The sequence below is a fragment of the Leptospira harrisiae genome, from assembly GCF_002811945.1.
GTDB classification, from domain to species: Bacteria; Spirochaetota; Leptospiria; order Leptospirales; family Leptospiraceae; genus Leptospira_A; species Leptospira_A harrisiae.
Genome location: NZ_NPDX01000001.1, coordinates 167,930 through 185,424, shown reverse-complemented (window position 1 = coordinate 185,424; position 17,495 = coordinate 167,930). Strand labels below are relative to the sequence as shown.

Genomic DNA, 17,495 nt, shown 5'->3' with positions numbered 1-17,495 from the left:
AGGTGTTGGACCGGGCTTTTCGCTGCAATCCCTTTCGCGTTGGATCTGGTTAATAAACTACACCTTTTTACTTAAAAATGATCGGGAAGGAATGGCAAAAGGAACTTCCAACTCCACAGTTCCCATCCCACCACTGATCACTTCGACTGGATTTTGTTTATAAAAAATTTGATCTACTGTAAAGGTTGCGGGATTAGAATCAATGGCTGTGATGACTTCCATCAAATCGCCTTTTTGGATTTTATTTTTAACTTCAATGACAATTCGTTTTGTATCTGGTTTATACTCTTTTACAAAACCTGCATACTTTTGGTTCATTTGCAAACTAGTTCCAAATTCATTGTTTTGAAAATTTTGTTCTTCTTCGGGAACTCTGTCTTCCATCCCACGAGTTAAAAAACCAGAAAAATATTTTCTGGAAGAAACTTTATCCAATTCTTCTAACCACTTCCGATCAAACCCTTTGCCACGTGCAATGTTATCTAATGTATGTCGATAACTACGTGCGACCATTCCCACATAATAATCATTTTTAGTTCGGCCCTCTACTTTCAAAGAATCAACACCAGCATCACATAACTCTTGTAAAAATTCGATGGCACGTAAGTCTTTCGAATTCATCAAAAAAGTTCCTTCTTCATCTGTAATGAGTTCCATTGGCTCATCATTCTGTTTGGGATTTGTGACATACACTTTATACAAGTCACGACATGCATTATTACAAGAACCTTGATTGGCATCCCGTTTTTTAAAATAATTACTCATAAAACAACGACCACTATGTGCAATACAAATCGATCCATGAACAAACACTTCGATTTCCATATCAGGAACGTGATTTTTAATTTCTGCAATTTCAGAAATAGATACTTCACGGGAAAGAATCACTCGAGTCGCACCAAACTGTTTCCAAAATCGAACTGCAGCATAATTCATTGTATTGGTTTGAACAGAAATATGGATGTCAATTTCAGGATGAGCTTCCTTTGTCAAAAGGATCAACCCAGGATCTGCCATAATCAAAGCATCTGGTTTTAATGCAGCCATTTGATCCAAATACTTTGGATATGAAGGAAGTTTGGAATTTCTTGGAATGTTGTTTACAGTAAAATAAATTTTTTTACCAAGTTGTCTTGCTATCGAAACTCCCTTTTCCAAAGCCTCCATCGTAAATTCATTTTCCCTCGCTCGTAATGAAAACCGAGGCACTCCACAGTAAGCTGCATCCGCACCATAAAGATAAGCAATTTCTAATTTTTCTAAATTTCCTGCAGGGAGTAACAATTCTGGAATGTTTCGAATCTGGGACATATACAATACCAATCCCAAAAGAATCCCGTTTTCGAAAAGGGAAAATATATAACTTATTTTTTAGATTGTTTCTAAATGTAAAAAGGAAACGACAAAGAAATCCTCATTTCTAATTTTAAGATATCATGTTTCTTTACTTTGTACTTTTAATCCTTCACGTTCTCTCTGCAATGATTTGGGTTGGGGGAATGATATTTTATGTGATTGTTTTTATTCCTGTCATTCGAAACCCAGAACTAAAAGATCAAAAACTCCGCCTCTTGCAACTAACAGCAATTCAATTCAGAAATATTTCTTATTATATATTTTCTGTATTTATTTTTTCAGGAACTGGAATTTTATATCAAAAAGGATTTTTCCAATCTGGACTTAATTGGGAATTATGGACATCTAATATTGGTTTTATGTTTATAACAAAAATTGGTTTGTTCACTATATTATTTTTATCTTCCTTATATCATGATTTTGTCACTGGACCAAAAACTTTTACATACTTAATATCCGATCCCGTACGTTTTGAACGGTATAGAAAAACATCTTCATTTTTCGGAAGATTTAACCTACTCGTTTCAGTTACCATTGCGATCTTTGGAATTTTCGTTTCCAGAGGGTTCTCGATTTTCTAGTCATTTATTCCCCTTGACAGTGCCAGAGGCCTTCATTCCCTGAAACAAATGATTTCGAGTCGCATTTTCATAACTATTTTCATTCTAATTCTAATCTTGGAGCCAAGCCTTCCGCAGAAGGAAATCCAAGCCTTTCACGGAATCATGCAACCTGCTTTTGGTGCCAGACAAGCGGGAATGGGAGGAGCCTTCCAAGCAGTCGGAGGATCTGTGATGGATTTAGAATCCAATCCTTCTCATTTAGCAAGAGTTAAAAGAACAAAATGGGAGTTAGGTTCTGCGATTCATCTTCCGACCATCGAATACAATGATGAATACATCGATCCAGACCCCAATCGTTCCTATCGAAATGCAACTGTGGAACATCCGAGGGCAGTTCTTCCCTATATCGGTGTCATAAAGCCAGTCACCGATAATATTAGCATTGGATTTGCTCTTTATGCTCAAGGCGGCGGCGGTGGCCAATTTAAAAACATCAAACGTAATACTCCCGATGGAAGAACTCTGAATGAAACTTTTGGATTGAACATTCCCATCATTGGAGAAAGTACAAAAACTGTAGAAGATTTGAATTTTAAGTTTATGACCATGAAATCCACGTTTGGTGCCGGTTACAAAAAAGGTAACTTCGCCATTGGAGCAGGGATAGATTTTGTTTATGGGTTTATGGAATTAAAAAGAACCTACCAAGACGAAACAAGAAGCCTTACAATTCCTGGTGGAATTCGTTACCAAAGTGATTCCGCTTATACGATGGGAGGAAAAGTAGGAGCTTCTTATGATTTAACAGAAAACATACGGGTAGCCTACTCTTATACAACCAGAAACCTTTTACCAATGGATGGAACCATGAAAGTAGATGGTTATGCTCCGGAAAGATCATTTGGGACGAGAGTATCTCGCTATATGATTTGGCCCGACAAACATGTAGCGGGAATCTCTTACCGCACAGATAAGTTTATCATTGATTTTGACATTAAATACATTCCTTGGTCCGAAAGTTTTAATACCAGTAAGTTTCGTTTAGAAGATGTTTGGATGAGAACACCTATCGGTGTAGAAACAAATACCTTCCAGTTTAATTTAAATTGGAAAAACCAAACTATATTGGCAGTTGGATTTGAATACAAATGGAATGAACGTTTTATGAGCCGAATGGGTTATAGTTATGGTAACAATATAATTCCTGCTAGTGGAGTGAGTCCGATGTTAGGAGCCAGTATCGAACACCATCTTGCATTGGGAGGAAGTATTTCTTGGAATGATACTTCGTTTCATATTGCATGTGAGTATGGATTTCCTAAAAAAACCTATGGTGGAAAAACTTCCGACTGGACTTTATCTCATGCCGTTTTTTCTAATAAAGAAATTCATCCATTCCAGTTTTCATATAATAAACAAATGAGTATTTTTAGTATTTATCTGGGAATGGAACAAAATATATAAAAGGAAAAACTATGAATTCAAAAATTATTGGGAAATTAGCGATTGGGCTTTGGTTTGTTACCATCATTACCTTAGGATATTTTTTTTATTTCGGAAGTACGAGTCGTTCTCTAGACAACCGCACAGCCATTCATTTGACACCAGCAGAACGCCAATTGGTTTTAACAGAAATGAGAGCCTTACTCACAGCTGTAAATGGTATGTTAAGTGGGCTTGCAGACAAAGATTACGAAGGTGCTGCCAAAGCAGCTGATGCCGTTGGTATGGGACTAGTTGCAAGTTTAGAGAACCAAGAAAAAACCATCCTACTAAAACTTCCCGTGGAATTTAAAAAACTGGGATTTGGAACTCACGAAAAATTTGATGCCATCGCTGTCAAAATTCGCAACAAACAAGAAATCCATTCTTTACTAAAAGAGATGGATGAACTCACTCGCAATTGTGTCGCTTGCCATGCAAGTTACAAAATAGAAGTTGATACAAATGAAAAATAATCTAATATAAAACCGATTTTTATGCCAAAACTTTCAAGGTACTTTATAAAATCGGGAATGTTGTATTTATTTTTTGGAGTCCTTGTTTATGCTTTTTCAGAATTCCCAGGATTACAATGGGAAATTCACCTAATGCCGGTTTATTGGCATATGATCACTCTCGGATGGATTACCCAAATCATTATGGGAGTTTCGCTTTGGATGTATCCCAAAGGGAAAAACCCGACTCCTAAAAATGGAACCAAGATTGCTTGGACGGCCTATTTATCTTTAAACTTGGGTTTAATCCTTCGAATCGTTTCTGAACCATTTTTGTATCAACATAAAGAACTCTCCATTTATCCTTTTGTTTGTTCCATCTTCTTTCAATTATTAGGAATTCTTTGTTTTGTTTTGGAAATTTGGCCAAGGTTAGAACCACAAGGGAAAAAATAAATTTTATGTTTCCTCTTCCATCCGTTTGGTTGATTCGAGTTTCCCTTATTTATTTAATGATAGGATCTTCATTAGGGGCTCTCTTAATGATCAATAAAGCATTTGCCTTAGATCCAGAAATTTGGAGAGTTCTTCCGCTTCATTATTCAATTCTAATTTGGGGATTTTTGATTCAGTTAATTATGGGAACTGCCTATTGGATGTTTCCCAAGTTTCTATCCGAACAACCGAGAGGTTCCACCTGGCAAATTTGGTTTCTATTTTATAGTTATAACCTGGGTTTGGTTTTATTTTTAATGACAAAGTTTATTTTTCCTTTTGATTCTTTAGCATTGTTTGGAAAATTTCTAATTTTTTTAGGTTTAGTTACATTTTTGAAGTTAGCTTGGGTGCGCGTGTTTTCCTACAACAAATAGATAATTCCATTTCCACTTTTTATTAAAAAAATAATCACAATTGATTTAGATCAATTTTTTCCTGAAACAAGAATGGTAGTTTGTATCATGAAGTTTTCCCGTTCTATCATATATAGTTTTATTTTATGCCTAATCAGCATGACCTACTCATGCCACGAACACTCGGGCTCAAAACTTCCAGAATTAGAAAATGGTAAACCTTGGGTGGCCGACGAATCTACAAGGATAGGTTTTCAGAAGATGAACGAACTATTTCACCATGCAAATTCTGAAGAGGCTATAGAAGAATATCATAAACAAGCAGAACAAATCACGTCGATTATCAATGAAATTCTATCTTCATGTACAATGACAGGACAAGGACATGAAGAATTACATAAATATATCAATTTATTATTAGAAGAGGTACATACAATGAAAGGTAATGATATCAATTTAGCTAAAAAAGCAAAATCAAACCTTATCGAAAAAATATCAAAATATCCGTTATACTTTGAATGAACAAAGTATAAAAACTAAATATTGAATTTTATATACGGTTTATAATCCATATCCTCTTTTAGAATATGATTTGTCAGCCAAGCTCTCAAAAAATTCAGAAGGTCTCCAAAGAACTGGTTTAGCTCCACATCATTGGAAAGAAGAGTCCCTGAAGTCAGACGATTCTTTAATTCTAAAATTTTATCGGTGAACTTATCGTGTTGTTTTTTATGAGCTTCCAATTCTGGGTATTGGTTTAACTCCATCACACGTTCTTCAATTAAAAAATGACTGAGTGTATAATCTTCTAACTCAGAAACTGCATCCAAAAGTATTTTGGATTTTGCAGACAGATGTTCTTTGTTTTCATCGTAAACTGTTTCAATATTATTAATCAATCGAAAGAGTTTTTTATGTTGAGAATCAATCTCTGAGATATTTGTTTCGTATTTCGAATCCCACTTTGTAACCATGAGGAAACCTCGTTCTTTCAGGTTTTTGTAGCACACCGAGAGGACAAGTGAATAATCCGAACCACTTGGAAACTATAGGTTTCACTAAAGCTTTTCTTAGAATAAGAATCATTCTAACTTTATTTTTACAGGAGCTCTAAACCGACAGAGATTCGGCCAAGGAACGTATCTTCCCGTTTTTCATACGAAACACACTTCGGCTGCTCATCCCCTAATTGACAATTATCAACACAAATGATTCGAACCATCTTGATCTAGATCAATACACAATCCTTCTTTATGGCATTCAATGGACAGTGAACCAATAAGTGGGCGGTATCCAATGAACAAAAAAATTTTTCAATTCACAATGATCACGATAGTCACCTGTCTCTCATTAGCCGGTGCATCTTGCGGAAAATCTGATGATTCCGATGCGGGCAAAGGGATTTCTGCAGTCGCAGATGACAAATCACAACAAGATGTTCTAAAAATTGCTGTAGGTTCCAAAGAGCATACAACACTAGTCGCTGCTGTTCAAGCTGCCGGCCTCGTGGATTCCCTTGCTAACCAAGGACCGTTCACTGTGTTCGCACCAACAAACGATGCTTTTGCAAAGTTACCAGCAGGAACCGTGGATGATCTTCTAAAACCAAGCCAAAAAGATGCTTTGAAGAACATATTAGAGTACCATGTCGTAGTCGGTAACCTAACAGAATCCCTATTGAAATCTGAGTACACTGGTAAGGATGATGAACTCGGTATGGCGAATGGAGGTCACACAAAAGTTTCCGTAAAAAATGGAAAGGTAATGATCAATGGAGCAACCGTTGTTGCATCCATTCCAGCAGCAAACGGAATCATTCATGTGATAGACTCGGTGTTATTACCGCCTGCAAAGAAATGATAAGTAATCAAATACCAAGGAGTATTTAAAATGAACCTTTCAAAAATAAACGGAGTATCTTTCCGAATGAAGTTCGGAATCTTAATCGGACTCTTCGTATCAATGACAATCATATCCTGTGGAGGAGAAAAAACTGAGGAAACACCAACATCTAACGCTGGTTCCAAGGGAATAGGACCGGTAACTTCTGTAACCATCGGTGCTTTAGACCAGGTTATGGCAGATCGTGGTAAAAAACAATTTGAAGCCAAGTGTTCCGCTTGTCACAAATTTGAAGAAAAGGTTGTAGGACCTGCTCTTCAGGATGTAACACTCCGCAGAACTCCAGAGTGGATTATGAATATGATTCTAAATCCAATTGAGATGACTCAAAAAGATCCCATTGGACAAGAGTTAATCGGTGAACACTTAACTCAGATGACATTTCAAAATATAAAGGAAGAAGAAGCGCGAGAGATCCTCGAGTACTTCCGTAAGATGGATTTAAAATAGGTAACGATATGTTAAAAAAATCAAATTTAATACTAGTTACACTTGGAATCGCTCTTTTTGCATTCGTTCCGAATTGCAAAAAAGGTGCAGCAACGGCAACTCTAGCTTCCGATGCTGCTTCCAGAGTGTATGTGGCTCCGGGAGAAAAGGACGAAGTGTACGCCTTTTTGTCTGGTGGATTTAGTGGTCAGATGTCCGTTTACGGAATTCCATCTGCAAGACTTTTCAAAATCATTCCCGTATTCTCTGTTTTTCCTGAAAACGGATATGGGTTTGATGAAGAAACTAAAGACATGTTAAAAACAACTCATGGTTATGTGCCTTGGGATGATAGCCATCACATAGAAGCATCTATGACTGATGGTAAACAAGATGGTCGTTGGATGTTCCTTAACGCAAACAACACACCAAGGCTTGCAAGGATTGACCTAAAATCTTTTGAAACAAAAGAGATTTTGGAAATCCCAAACACTGCCGGTAACCATGCTTCCCCATTTGCTACTGAAAACACAGAGTATTTGATGGCTGCAACTCGTTTCTCGGTTCCAATTCCACAAGCAAGTGTAGCAATCGATAGTTTTTCCAAAGGTGGGTTCAAAGGAACTGTCACTATGGTAAAAGTTGATAAAAACACAGGAAGACTTTCCATTGAATTACAAGTTCTTGTTCCAGGTTTTGACTATGACCTATCACATTGTGGCAAAAAGAAATCCCATGACTGGTGTTTCTTCAGTAGTTACAACTCAGAACAAGCTCATAAAATGTTGGAAGTTGGTGCTTCTAAAAAAGATAAAGACTTTATCTTAGCATTCAACTGGGTTCGTGCGAAAGAATGTAAGGACCAAGGTAAAGCTTATAACTTTGGTGGTGAATACCTAAACAATTTCAAAGAGGAAAACAAACCTGCCGTTTCAACAAAGTTAAGCGGTGTGAAGATGTTAAATCCAAAAGATTGTCCGGGTATGATGTATTACATGCCAACACCTAAAAGTCCACACGGAACTGACGTTGACTCTACTGGAGAATACATTGTTGGTGGCGGAAAGTTAGCATCCGTAATTCCAGTTCACTCCTTTAGCAAAATGATGGAAGTAAAAGACAAAAAGGAACACCACTCGACAGAAATCGAAGGAATTCCAGTTCTTAAATATGAATCCACACTTGCTGGTGAAGTTCAAAAGCCATGTCTTGGTCCATTACATACTGAGTTCGACGGTCAAGGGTATGCTTATACTTCTTGTTTCGTAAGTTCAGAAGTTGTAAAATGGAAACTAGGAACTTGGGAAGTGGTGCAACATTTACCTGCTTATTATAGTGTAGGTCACTTATCCATCGTTGGTGGTAGTTCTACTGAACCTTACGGTAAATATCTAATCGCAATGAACAAAATCACTAAAGATAGATATCTTCCAGTGGGTATGGAGTTACCACAAAGTGCGCAGCTCTATGATATCTCTTCTGGTAAAGCTGAGTTGTTGTCTGACTTCCCTACTGTAGGAGAACCACACTATTCACAAATGATTCCAGCAAAGTTAATTATGGATAAAACTGCGAAACTCTTCCCATTAGAAGAAAACAAACATCCATACGCGACTAAAAATGAAAACGATGCAAGGATCGTTAGACTTGGAAGTACAATCCACATCTACATGACTGCGATTCGTTCCCATTTTAAACCGGATATCATTGAAGCAAGAACTGGGGAAACTTTATACTTCCACGTAACCAACTTGGAACAAGATTATGACATTCCTCACGGATTTGCAATCGGTGGAGCACCTAACATGACTAACCTTCTTATCATGCCAGGTGAAACTAGAACTTTCAAATGGGTAGCACCAAAACCTGGTGTGTATCCTTTCTATTGCACTGATTTCTGTTCTGCACTCCACCAAGAGATGCAACAGTACATCCGAGTAAATCCATAACCTATATGAAAACTTTACTTTTCCAAACGTTAAGTAAAAGAAACCGGCTCCTAATCCTAGGGGTCGGTTTGGTTCTCATCTTAGTTTATTTAATTCCTATTTGGTCCATTTCAATTTCCGCTCCACAGTATCCTGAAGGACTCGGAATGCAAATTTGGATTAACAAAATCACTGGTGCCACACCTTACGATCTCAAAAACATCAATCTTCTAAACCATTACATTGGTATGCAGGAAATTGTTTCAGAATCTATTCCTGAACTTCTTTTTATGCCGTATGTTCTTGGTTATCTGATCTTTGGTGCATTTATCACAGAACTCTATCCCAAAGTGGGAATGGCGATTCTTGGGATTATCAATTTGATCATCGTAGGTCTTGTTGGGCTCTCTGATTTTTGGAGATGGGAATACAACTATGGACACAACTTAAATCCAGAAGCACCAATCATCGTGGAAGGAATGGCTTACCAACCGCCACTTCTTGGCTGCAAGGTAATGTTAAATATTACTGCTTGTAGTTATCCTTCTTATGGTGGTATCATTCTTGGACTAAGTCTCGCTGTATTAGTATATATTCTTTGGGATGAAAATCGAAGGAAAAAAACAAATGCAGTTTAAGAGTTTAACACTAATTTGCATTTTCCTCACAGTCGCACTCGTGGGCTGTGGGGATGTTCGCCCAGAACCATTAACAGTGGGTGAAGTTAAATGTAGTCACTGCTCCATGTCCATTGTAGATATGAGGTTTCATACTCAATTCATTACATACAAAGGTAAAAGATACCATTTCGATGCCATTGAATGTATGGAACAATTTCAGAAACAAAATGATTTGAAAATAAAAGATGTTTGGGTTACTAACTATTTAGATACAAAAGAATTCATTCCTAAAAACGAAGCCATCATCATCCATTCAGACAAAATTCGTTCGCCAATGGGAGCGGGACTTGCCGCTTTTAAAACTCATGAAGATACTATTCCTTTCCAAAAGTAAATTCACTCATCGTAGAACCAATTGGAATCTTAAACTGAATCAAACGAATCGTCTTATCCTTCTCGGATGGAAATACTCTTTCTCAATTATCTTTTTTATACTCATCTCAAGTTTTCCTACATGTTCTTTGTCTTCAAAAACCATTTCTGTTTGTACAAATTGTACGATTCATACTTTAAAAAATGCAATCTCTATGGCCCAAAATGGCGATACAATCAAAATCCAATCAGGAGTTTACAAAGAAGGTTTTTTACCCATTACTAAATCCATTTCCATCATTGGAGAGAACGGTGTGGTGATTGATGGACTCAAAGAAAAGCATGTATTGGGAGTTTATGCCAATGGAGTTCGCATACAAAATTTAAAAGTCATTGGAAGTGGAATCTCGGATTTAAGCGAATTTGCCGGAGTTCATACAGAAAAAGTCAAAGATTGTTATTTTGAAAATTTAAGTTTAGAAGACAATGTTTATGGATTTTATTTAGCCGAAACCACAAACTGCACACTCAAAAACAATTCCTCCATAGGAAATGCAGAAAACGAAGTGTTAGGTGGAAATGGCATCCACCTTTGGTCTTCAAGCCATAACAAAATCATTGGAAACAAATTAAAAAAACACCGGGATGGGATATATTTAGAATTTTCTGAACATTTAGAAATCGAAGGAAATGAATCAGAAGAAAACATTCGTTACGGAATGCATTTTATGTTTTCAAGTCATAACCAATTCAACAAAAACATTTTTAAAAATAATTCCGCAGGTGTTGCGGTGATGTATAGCAAAGACATCAATATGGAGAAAAATGAATTTTTGGATAACTGGGGAGAAAGTTCCAATGGAATTTTATTAAAGGACATTGCCGACAGTACACTATCCAAAAATCGGTTTGAAGGAAATACAATCGCTGTTTTTGCCGATGGAATTACCAATATTAACTTTCAAAACAATGATTTTATCGATAACGGATGGGGGATTAAAATTCTTGGAAATACAGATTATAACAAAATCATTGATAACAATTTTATAAAAAATGTTTTTGATATTAGCACGAACACAAAATCAACTACCAATGTTTTTTCCAAAAATTATTGGGACCACTACGAGGGATATGATTTAGATAAAGATCAAATTGGTGATATACCACACAAAACGATACATTTTTTTGGGTATTGGATTGCTGTGTATCCATTCCTTATGGTACTTTATGAATCACCAGTGGTTCTATTTTTGCAAGGAATCGAAAAAGCATTTCCAATAGTTACACCAATCGAATTTGAAGACCAACATCCAAGGATGAAGGAAAGAATATGATAGAAGTAAAAAATCTTACCATCAGTTATGGAGGAAATTCTGTTGCTGTAAAAGATGTAAATTTTCGAACAGAATCTGGTAACATTGTATCCATCATAGGTCCCAATGGCTCAGGAAAAAGTTCTCTAATCAAAGGGATTCTTGGTCTTGTCCAACCAGTGGCTGGACAAATTTTATTCCAAAACCAAAATGGAACACCAAATACCATCGGTTATATGCCTCAAACTCCGCGTTTCCCAACAAATATTAAAGTAGCCGAACTAATTTCCTTTTTTAAAAAACTAGAACCAGTGGAAGAAGAAAGATTTCAAAACCTTTTATCCATTTTAGAGTTACACAATCACATGGACAAAAAAATTGGATCTCTATCTGGTGGAACCAAACAAAAAATTAGTATCCTCCAATGTTTTTCCTCCAAAAAAGATCTCTATGTCATCGACGAACCCACTGCAAGTTTAGATCCATATATTTCGCATTTATTAAAATCTCTTTTGGTAGAAAAGAAAGAAGAAGGTTCTCTTGTTATTTTTTCAACTCATATATTAAAAGAACTACAAGAGTTAGCAGATAGGTTTCTTCTTTTATCAGAAGGATCGATTCTTATTGATGATTCTCCAGAAAATTTCTTAAGAAAAAACAACAAAACCGATTTAGATCAGGCATTGATGAATTTCTGGAATGAGGAATACAAAACAAAACCATGAAAGAAATTTTATTTTTCGAAATCAAAGAAAATATACGAAGTCGCTGGGTGTTTATATACTCAGGTTTACTTGTTCTTGTAATGATGATCTTAAGTTTTTTTGGAGATCAAAATGGAATTCGGTTGCTTGTCAGTACAATGAACTTAACACTCATTGTCATTCCTCTATTTTCCATCACATTCTCAGGTATGTCTTTTTTAGAATCAATGCCATTCGCTGAAGTGTTACTTTCCAAGTCAGTCAGCAGAAGTTCACTTTTTTTAGGCAAATATTTTGGAATTACCATCTCTCTCTCCTTAGGTTTGTTATTCGGTCTCGGAATTCCTGGTATATTTCTTTTCTCTAATGATCCCAAATATCTTTTTTTATTTTTTGAGTTACTGATTTTTGGAATCTTCCTAACTTGTATCTTCGTTGCCATCGCATTTTTAATTTCTTCTTTTATCAGAAGAGGTGAAATTGTTTTAACTGTATCCTTATTAGTTTGGTTGTACTTTTTTATTTTCTTTGATGCTTTGGTATTTATCTTTAGTTTGTATTTAGGTGATTATCCAATAGAGATTCCATCTCTCATCGTAATCCTACTCAACCCCATCGACTTAATCAGAATTCTTCTAATTCTACAAACTAGTTCATCGGCTTTACTTGGATTTTCCGGAGCAATCCTATTAAAACAACTTGGTTTGTATGGTGTTTTGGGAATTACCATTTTGTTTTTATCTCTATGGATTAGTATTCCACTTCTCATTTCTTTCAAACGATTCCAAAAAAGAAATTTTTGAAACATGATTTTTATCAATTGAGTTAATTGACGGCACTTGATTTAGATCATTGAAAAACAAAAAGGGACCTATTAGAATGATATTCAATCACCATGAAACGTTGGTTACAAATTGCCTCGGTTTTGATCTTACTTCCTTTTATAGGTAAAATCCTATTTTTGGAAACAGGATTACTTGCCCAATCAATGTACCAACTTTCCATGGTCTGTCATTGTAACCATGGTTCCAAAAACGAAATTCACAAAGAAGAGGATTCACCTGTTTCTAAACGAATCGTTTGTCATCTAACAAAAGATGCTGGTCCCCACGTTTGTTCCTGTGCGAAAAAAAAATCAGCAACCAAGGTTCTGCAATCGCAATCCATGAACCCAAGTTTTGCTACAGAAACAAAATTCAATCCTCTTATCACTTATGAAGTTATCTTCTTTGCGTTCCAACCTAACGCCCACCTACGGAACGGATTCGCACACTTACCTTACAAACCACCAAGAAATCTCCATTCCTAAAGATAATGAAATGAGGTTTGTTCCTTTCTGAAGGAACAATTTAAAATCAATTAGGCAAACGAATCAAAAAAGTTTAGTCCTTGGAATTTTATACAAAGGTAATTTTATGTTTAAGAATTTATTATCCGTCTTTCTTGTATGTTTAGTATTATTGCAATGTAGTTTGGCAAAAAATACAGAAGCAAACAACACTTCAAATTTACTGTCTCTTCTAGTTGCAGCAAATACCAACCCAGGTTGTTCGATTTCTTCAACGACAGCTATTACAAGTAACCTCACTCAAGTGGAAAGTAAACCACGCACAAAATATTCTATCTCTGCTTGTGACGAAGCAGGGTTTAGCAATTTAGGTTTATCTCAAAGCGGAATTTCAAAAGGAGCCACAGGACAAAGTAACGCTTCTGTATTATTTACAAATAACGATGTAATGTTAGCAACGAACAAAGGAGGAACCAATATCGAAATTTCTTTTATTATGAACTCCACATCAAGCACCCTAGATATCATTGGTTATGGTACAGGTAGTCCTTTAAGTGGCCCGACTTATCGTTTGATTGCTGGTGCACAAACTCAATATAAAAATGCATCAAATGTATTCGGCAATACAGGTAAAGGTGGATCAGTTACTGCACCAATCCCAGCAGTAGGAACCAATCATACTTTTTGTTTAGACTTTCAGTATACAATGGGTGGTTCAAGATTCTTAAATGGTTTCAACAAACCATGTTCGGAAGTCACTGAGACTGAAAGAGGATCAATGTCTTACTATCCGATCATGCAAATGATGAATGTTCCCGTGTATACAGGCGGAAATCGATTGGGTTTTGTATTGAATGGAGTTACCATCACTTCATTTACAGTCGGTTCCATAGTATCAAATACAGAAATGTAATTTCTCTCTCCAAACACTTGTCATACTGGTGAATTTAGTAGCCAGTATGATTTTTTGGAAAAGGACAAATCACTCAAATGAAACTAAAAAACTTACTCATTATTTTTCTTATCACGACTCCTCTACTTGCAAAGGAGGTTAAAGTTGAAAATGCATATATCAAATATACACCTTCATCTACTTCTGTAGTTTACCTAACTTTAAACAATGGAACCAACGTTGAAAAAAAATTAATCCAAGCCAAATCAAACATTGCTGATCGCGTAGAGTTATTTACAATGTTACCATCTGACTCGGGAATGAAAATGGTTCCGATTTCCGAAATTACAATTCCGAAAAATGGTATCACCCATCTCACTCCAAGAGGATTTCATATTATGCTCTTTGGAATCAAATCACCGCTAAAATTAAAAGAATCCATTCCTTTTCGTTTTGTTTTTTCCGATGGATCCGAAGTACAAACCAATGTATCTGTAGAAACTTCCTTACCGAACAAAGAACAGAACAATAAAAGTAATTCCTCTTCATTCAAAAAAGAGGAAACGGGACTTACAAACAGTGTTTCGCAAAATGCTGATGAAACCGACATGACAAATTATGATCCGAATGAACAACCTAACGAAGACCATTCGGAACATGACCATTCTAATCACGAAGGACACGAACACCACAACCGTGCAGATATGTTAGCACCGGCGGGAATCATGAATCCACATATCCATGAAAAAGGAAAATGGATGATTGATTATCGATATATGGGAATGAAAATGTGGGGATTACAATCCGGAACCAGCGGGCTCAGTGATCTTGGAACATTATATTTGCCATTTACAGATCCAACTGTAGCCATGCCAACAGGAAGTTTGATAACTAGCTCTCCCATAGGAACCACCATTCCCGTTTTATCACCTAACAAATATAATTACATGTCAGTTCCCACTGATATGGTTATGGAAATGAATATGGTGAGTGCAATGACTTCCATTTCAGACAAATGGATGATTATGTTTATGGTTCCTGCAGTTAAAAACAAAATGACTATGTTATCTAGCAATTTTGATCGTGCCCCCATGAGTTCTGCAGGGATTGGTGATGTAAGTTTTAGTACTGCTTATCGATTGTTAAAAACAGAACATCAAAACTTTTTTACAGGAATGGGGATTTCTCTTCCAACTGGTTCTATAGATGAAAGAGACAATATGCCAATGATGGGAAAACAAAAAGTTCCCTACAATATGCAACCGGGTGTTGGAACATATAGTTTATTACCTCAACTTTCGTATAACGGAAACTACAAGAGGTTTTCTTGGGGTGCGCAATCACAAGCCAGTTTACGAATTGGAAAAAATGATAATAACTATAGGTTCGGAAATCGATATGAAATTTCTGGATGGTTATCATTCCTTGTACATGAAACAACATCCTTTTCTCTTCGTGTAGCAAAACAAAGGTGGTTAAACCTCCAAGGTATGGATGCGACTCTTGATCCAAAGATGGATCCACAAAATGATCCTTATCGCCAAGGCGGAATGCGGAGTGACCTACTCATTGGTATAAACTTCCTTGTCACAAGTGGAATTTTTCAAGGAGCTCGTTTTGGTTTTGAGTATGGAAAACCATTTCATCAAAACTTAAATGGCCCCCAATTGGCAACGAGAGAACTCATCAATGTATTTGCTTCGTTTACTTTTTAAAATTTAGGTCCTGTTTTTTTTGGGCGCACATCTCCGGCTCGTCGCTGCAATCTTTCCTTTCAGGAAAGGATTTCCGCTTTGATCCGGGGCGCAAGGTTACCAAAAATTCTCTATTGACGAACCAAGTAGATGATAAAAAAATTTGGATAAATTTATATTTTTATCTAAGGACTCACTTTCTTTTTTCTTATGACAAATTCAAATCTAACCATTCGTAATGCCTCTCCAAAAGATGTTGGAACAATTGTTCCTCTCATCTATTCTTCTGGCCCCAAGGCGTGGACTTTTGTTTTTGACGAAGGAAAAAAAACGTCCTTTGATTTTTTAAACTCATCTTACGTGAAACGAGGAAACACAGTCTCGTATACCAATCATTATGTGGCTGAAATAAATGGAAAAGTGGTTGGTTCTATACTTTCCTATACCCAACCAAGTTTTTTGGCCTTAACGGCTGGAACGGCACTTCGTATCCTTTCAATTTACAAATGGAATGCACCCAAGGTCATGGCAAGAGGTCTCAAAACAGAAACGATCATCCAACCGCCGAAATCGGGATGTTTGTACTTAGGTCATATTGCTGTATCGGAGACGGAAAGAAACAAAGGAATCGCAAAACAGTTAATTGAATATATAATTGCAAAGGATACAAAATTTAAAAAAATTTCCTTAGATGTTTCTGCAGAAAACAAACCTGCTATTTCCCTTTATCAAAAATTAGGTTTTGAAATCAAAGAAACGAGGCATCCGTTAGGTTGGGAAGGGATCATTCCTTCACACCACTATATGGAAAAACAAATTTAATTTTTCGTTCTTATGGATAGTATCTCAAAGGAAACAAAATACCAATTAGAAACTTTTGGTTACCATTTGTTTTCGAATTACATTCCCTTGGAAACTGTTCATTTATTGAAAGAGATCCTCCTTCGGTCCAATGCAGAATGGTCAAAGGAATTGAATCACCCTAAAAATATAAATAGTGCTTACCTAACTTCTAATAAATTCACAAAGAATAAAGAAGATCGAAGGATACTTTTTGAGTTTATTGGTTCGGAGGCTCTTCTCGAAATTTGTGATACCGTTTTTGATGGCTCCGCTTACTTTCTCAATACACAAATTTTTTTTAATCCAGAAGATCCAAACAAACTTCCTTATTGGCATAGGGATATACAATATTTGGGTATCTCGGAAGAGAAACAGTACGATCGAATTCAAAAGGATTTTGTTTGGCACTTTCGAATACCTTTAGAAAAAGATCCAGGCATTTGGTTGGTTCCGGGATCTCACAAACGTTGGGACACAAATGAAGAAAGAAAAATACGTTTGGAACTAGATGGAAAAAAAAATCACGAAAATCTAGCCAACCAAATCCTTATCCCACACAATCCAGGAGACTTACTTGTATTTTCTGCTCATCTCATCCACAAAGGAAACTACGATTCAAATCGTTTTTCCTTTGATATCTTATACACAAATTTTCCGGAAAAAAAAGAAACTGCCGAACTCTGGGAACATTTTCCAGACAAAGATTACAAATTCCAAAATCAAAAAATGCGAGAAATTTTTCATTTGATATAATGATTGAATCAACATTGAATCCTTCTTGCGCCAGCGACTGCAGCGGAAAT

21 protein-coding genes are annotated in these 17,495 nt (G+C 36.3%); 19 read left to right on the top strand and 2 right to left on the bottom strand.

The genetic code is table 11. The features are described 5' to 3' along the window. Positions 1 to 57: 57 nt before the first annotated feature. Positions 58 to 1,311, bottom strand: a complete 1,254-nt coding sequence (locus CH364_RS00875) for a U32 family peptidase C-terminal domain-containing protein (RefSeq protein WP_100741753.1) — start codon at positions 1,309 to 1,311, stop codon at positions 58 to 60. A 125-nt stretch (positions 1,312 to 1,436) separates the two neighbouring features. On the opposite strand from CH364_RS00875, the gene CH364_RS00870 reads away from it, so the two are divergent. From CH364_RS00870 to CH364_RS00845, 6 genes are all read left to right on the top strand, one after another. Then, complete coding sequence (locus CH364_RS00870; RefSeq protein ID WP_100741752.1) at positions 1,437 to 1,937, top strand: hypothetical protein; 501 nt, start codon at positions 1,437 to 1,439, stop codon at positions 1,935 to 1,937. Positions 1,938 to 1,985: 48 nt separating this feature from the next. After that, on the top strand, positions 1,986 to 3,383 hold the full coding sequence (locus tag CH364_RS00865) for an OmpP1/FadL family transporter (protein ID WP_100741751.1): 1,398 nt from the start codon (positions 1,986 to 1,988) through the stop codon (positions 3,381 to 3,383). Between the two features lie 11 nt (positions 3,384 to 3,394). Then, a complete protein-coding gene (locus CH364_RS00860) occupies positions 3,395 to 3,877 on the top strand; it encodes a hypothetical protein (protein WP_100741750.1) in 483 nt (160 codons plus the stop codon). A gap of 21 nt (positions 3,878 to 3,898) precedes the next feature. Next, the gene (locus tag CH364_RS00855; RefSeq protein ID WP_100741749.1) at positions 3,899 to 4,312 is read left to right on the top strand and encodes a hypothetical protein; all 414 of its coding nucleotides are present in this window, start codon (positions 3,899 to 3,901) and stop codon (positions 4,310 to 4,312) included. A 5-nt stretch (positions 4,313 to 4,317) separates the two neighbouring features. Further along, positions 4,318 to 4,728 (top strand): heme-copper oxidase family protein, encoded by a 411-nt coding sequence (locus CH364_RS00850; RefSeq protein ID WP_100741748.1) that lies wholly within the window; start codon positions 4,318 to 4,320, stop codon positions 4,726 to 4,728. Between the two features lie 87 nt (positions 4,729 to 4,815). Next, positions 4,816 to 5,229, top strand: coding sequence for a hypothetical protein (locus tag CH364_RS00845; RefSeq protein WP_100741747.1), 414 nt, complete (start codon positions 4,816 to 4,818; stop codon positions 5,227 to 5,229). 14 nt (positions 5,230 to 5,243) lie between these two features. Here the strand turns inward: CH364_RS00845 and CH364_RS00840 are convergent, their stop codons facing one another. Beyond that, the gene (locus CH364_RS00840; RefSeq protein ID WP_100741746.1) at positions 5,244 to 5,681 is read right to left on the bottom strand and encodes a bacteriohemerythrin; all 438 of its coding nucleotides are present in this window, start codon (positions 5,679 to 5,681) and stop codon (positions 5,244 to 5,246) included. A 322-nt stretch (positions 5,682 to 6,003) separates the two neighbouring features. Between CH364_RS00840 and CH364_RS00835 the strand changes: the two genes are divergently transcribed. The 13 genes from CH364_RS00835 to CH364_RS00775 all read left to right on the top strand — a co-directional run bounded on the left by CH364_RS00835 (position 6,004) and on the right by CH364_RS00775 (position 17,445). Next, positions 6,004 to 6,567, top strand: coding sequence for a fasciclin domain-containing protein (locus tag CH364_RS00835; protein ID WP_243401179.1), 564 nt, complete (start codon positions 6,004 to 6,006; stop codon positions 6,565 to 6,567). Between the two features lie 30 nt (positions 6,568 to 6,597). Then, positions 6,598 to 7,059, top strand: coding sequence for a c-type cytochrome (locus CH364_RS00830; RefSeq protein WP_100741744.1), 462 nt, complete (start codon positions 6,598 to 6,600; stop codon positions 7,057 to 7,059). A gap of 8 nt (positions 7,060 to 7,067) precedes the next feature. Then, a complete protein-coding gene (gene nosZ / locus CH364_RS00825; RefSeq protein WP_100741743.1) occupies positions 7,068 to 8,987 on the top strand; it encodes a Sec-dependent nitrous-oxide reductase in 1,920 nt (639 codons plus the stop codon). 5 nt (positions 8,988 to 8,992) lie between these two features. Next, complete coding sequence (locus CH364_RS00820) at positions 8,993 to 9,604, top strand: hypothetical protein (protein ID WP_100741742.1); 612 nt, start codon at positions 8,993 to 8,995, stop codon at positions 9,602 to 9,604. Further along, entirely contained in the window at positions 9,594 to 9,980 is a 387-nt protein-coding gene (locus CH364_RS00815) for a nitrous oxide reductase accessory protein NosL (protein WP_100741741.1), read from the top strand. The genes CH364_RS00820 and CH364_RS00815 overlap by 11 nt, the downstream gene beginning before the upstream one ends. Continuing rightward, the gene (locus tag CH364_RS00810; protein WP_243401178.1) at positions 9,934 to 11,292 is read left to right on the top strand and encodes a nitrous oxide reductase family maturation protein NosD; all 1,359 of its coding nucleotides are present in this window, start codon (positions 9,934 to 9,936) and stop codon (positions 11,290 to 11,292) included. The genes CH364_RS00815 and CH364_RS00810 overlap by 47 nt, the downstream gene beginning before the upstream one ends. Continuing rightward, positions 11,289 to 11,996, top strand: a complete 708-nt coding sequence (locus tag CH364_RS00805) for an ABC transporter ATP-binding protein (protein WP_100741739.1) — start codon at positions 11,289 to 11,291, stop codon at positions 11,994 to 11,996. Before CH364_RS00810 ends, CH364_RS00805 begins: the two co-directional genes overlap by 4 nt. Continuing rightward, positions 11,993 to 12,778 (top strand): ABC transporter permease, encoded by a 786-nt coding sequence (locus CH364_RS00800; protein ID WP_100741738.1) that lies wholly within the window; start codon positions 11,993 to 11,995, stop codon positions 12,776 to 12,778. Before CH364_RS00805 ends, CH364_RS00800 begins: the two co-directional genes overlap by 4 nt. A 92-nt stretch (positions 12,779 to 12,870) precedes the next feature. Then, positions 12,871 to 13,284 carry an LIC_11090 family protein gene (locus CH364_RS00795; protein ID WP_100741737.1) on the top strand — a complete coding sequence of 138 codons (414 nt, stop codon included), beginning with the start codon at positions 12,871 to 12,873 and terminating at the stop codon, positions 13,282 to 13,284. 106 nt (positions 13,285 to 13,390) lie between these two features. Beyond that, positions 13,391 to 14,176, top strand: coding sequence for a hypothetical protein (locus CH364_RS00790; protein ID WP_100741736.1), 786 nt, complete (start codon positions 13,391 to 13,393; stop codon positions 14,174 to 14,176). 77 nt (positions 14,177 to 14,253) lie between these two features. Further along, complete coding sequence (locus CH364_RS00785) at positions 14,254 to 15,870, top strand: copper chaperone PCu(A)C domain-containing protein (protein ID WP_100741735.1); 1,617 nt, start codon at positions 14,254 to 14,256, stop codon at positions 15,868 to 15,870. A gap of 189 nt (positions 15,871 to 16,059) precedes the next feature. Further along, on the top strand, positions 16,060 to 16,671 hold the full coding sequence (locus CH364_RS00780; protein WP_100741734.1) for a GNAT family N-acetyltransferase: 612 nt from the start codon (positions 16,060 to 16,062) through the stop codon (positions 16,669 to 16,671). A gap of 12 nt (positions 16,672 to 16,683) precedes the next feature. Further along, positions 16,684 to 17,445, top strand: coding sequence for a phytanoyl-CoA dioxygenase family protein (locus tag CH364_RS00775; RefSeq protein ID WP_100741733.1), 762 nt, complete (start codon positions 16,684 to 16,686; stop codon positions 17,443 to 17,445). Positions 17,446 to 17,495: the final 50 nt, after the last annotated feature.

Coding starts and splice junctions, on each gene's coding strand:
- CH364_RS00775 (WP_100741733.1), top strand. CDS start 16,684: ATGGATAGTATCTCAAAGGAAACAAAATACCAATTAGAAACTTTTGGT.
- CH364_RS00875 (WP_100741753.1), bottom strand. CDS start 1,311: ATGTCCCAGATTCGAAACATTCCAGAATTGTTACTCCCTGCAGGAAAT.
- CH364_RS00830 (WP_100741744.1), top strand. CDS start 6,598: ATGAACCTTTCAAAAATAAACGGAGTATCTTTCCGAATGAAGTTCGGA.
- nosZ (WP_100741743.1), top strand. CDS start 7,068: ATGTTAAAAAAATCAAATTTAATACTAGTTACACTTGGAATCGCTCTT.
- CH364_RS00815 (WP_100741741.1), top strand. CDS start 9,594: ATGCAGTTTAAGAGTTTAACACTAATTTGCATTTTCCTCACAGTCGCA.
- CH364_RS00855 (WP_100741749.1), top strand. CDS start 3,899: ATGCCAAAACTTTCAAGGTACTTTATAAAATCGGGAATGTTGTATTTA.
- CH364_RS00840 (WP_100741746.1), bottom strand. CDS start 5,681: ATGGTTACAAAGTGGGATTCGAAATACGAAACAAATATCTCAGAGATT.
- CH364_RS00780 (WP_100741734.1), top strand. CDS start 16,060: ATGACAAATTCAAATCTAACCATTCGTAATGCCTCTCCAAAAGATGTT.
- CH364_RS00805 (WP_100741739.1), top strand. CDS start 11,289: ATGATAGAAGTAAAAAATCTTACCATCAGTTATGGAGGAAATTCTGTT.
- CH364_RS00820 (WP_100741742.1), top strand. CDS start 8,993: ATGAAAACTTTACTTTTCCAAACGTTAAGTAAAAGAAACCGGCTCCTA.
- CH364_RS00835 (WP_243401179.1), top strand. CDS start 6,004: ATGAACAAAAAAATTTTTCAATTCACAATGATCACGATAGTCACCTGT.
- CH364_RS00790 (WP_100741736.1), top strand. CDS start 13,391: ATGTTTAAGAATTTATTATCCGTCTTTCTTGTATGTTTAGTATTATTG.
- CH364_RS00785 (WP_100741735.1), top strand. CDS start 14,254: ATGAAACTAAAAAACTTACTCATTATTTTTCTTATCACGACTCCTCTA.
- CH364_RS00850 (WP_100741748.1), top strand. CDS start 4,318: ATGTTTCCTCTTCCATCCGTTTGGTTGATTCGAGTTTCCCTTATTTAT.
- CH364_RS00795 (WP_100741737.1), top strand. CDS start 12,871: ATGAAACGTTGGTTACAAATTGCCTCGGTTTTGATCTTACTTCCTTTT.
- CH364_RS00865 (WP_100741751.1), top strand. CDS start 1,986: ATGATTTCGAGTCGCATTTTCATAACTATTTTCATTCTAATTCTAATC.
- CH364_RS00860 (WP_100741750.1), top strand. CDS start 3,395: ATGAATTCAAAAATTATTGGGAAATTAGCGATTGGGCTTTGGTTTGTT.
- CH364_RS00845 (WP_100741747.1), top strand. CDS start 4,816: ATGAAGTTTTCCCGTTCTATCATATATAGTTTTATTTTATGCCTAATC.
- CH364_RS00800 (WP_100741738.1), top strand. CDS start 11,993: ATGAAAGAAATTTTATTTTTCGAAATCAAAGAAAATATACGAAGTCGC.
- CH364_RS00870 (WP_100741752.1), top strand. CDS start 1,437: ATGTTTCTTTACTTTGTACTTTTAATCCTTCACGTTCTCTCTGCAATG.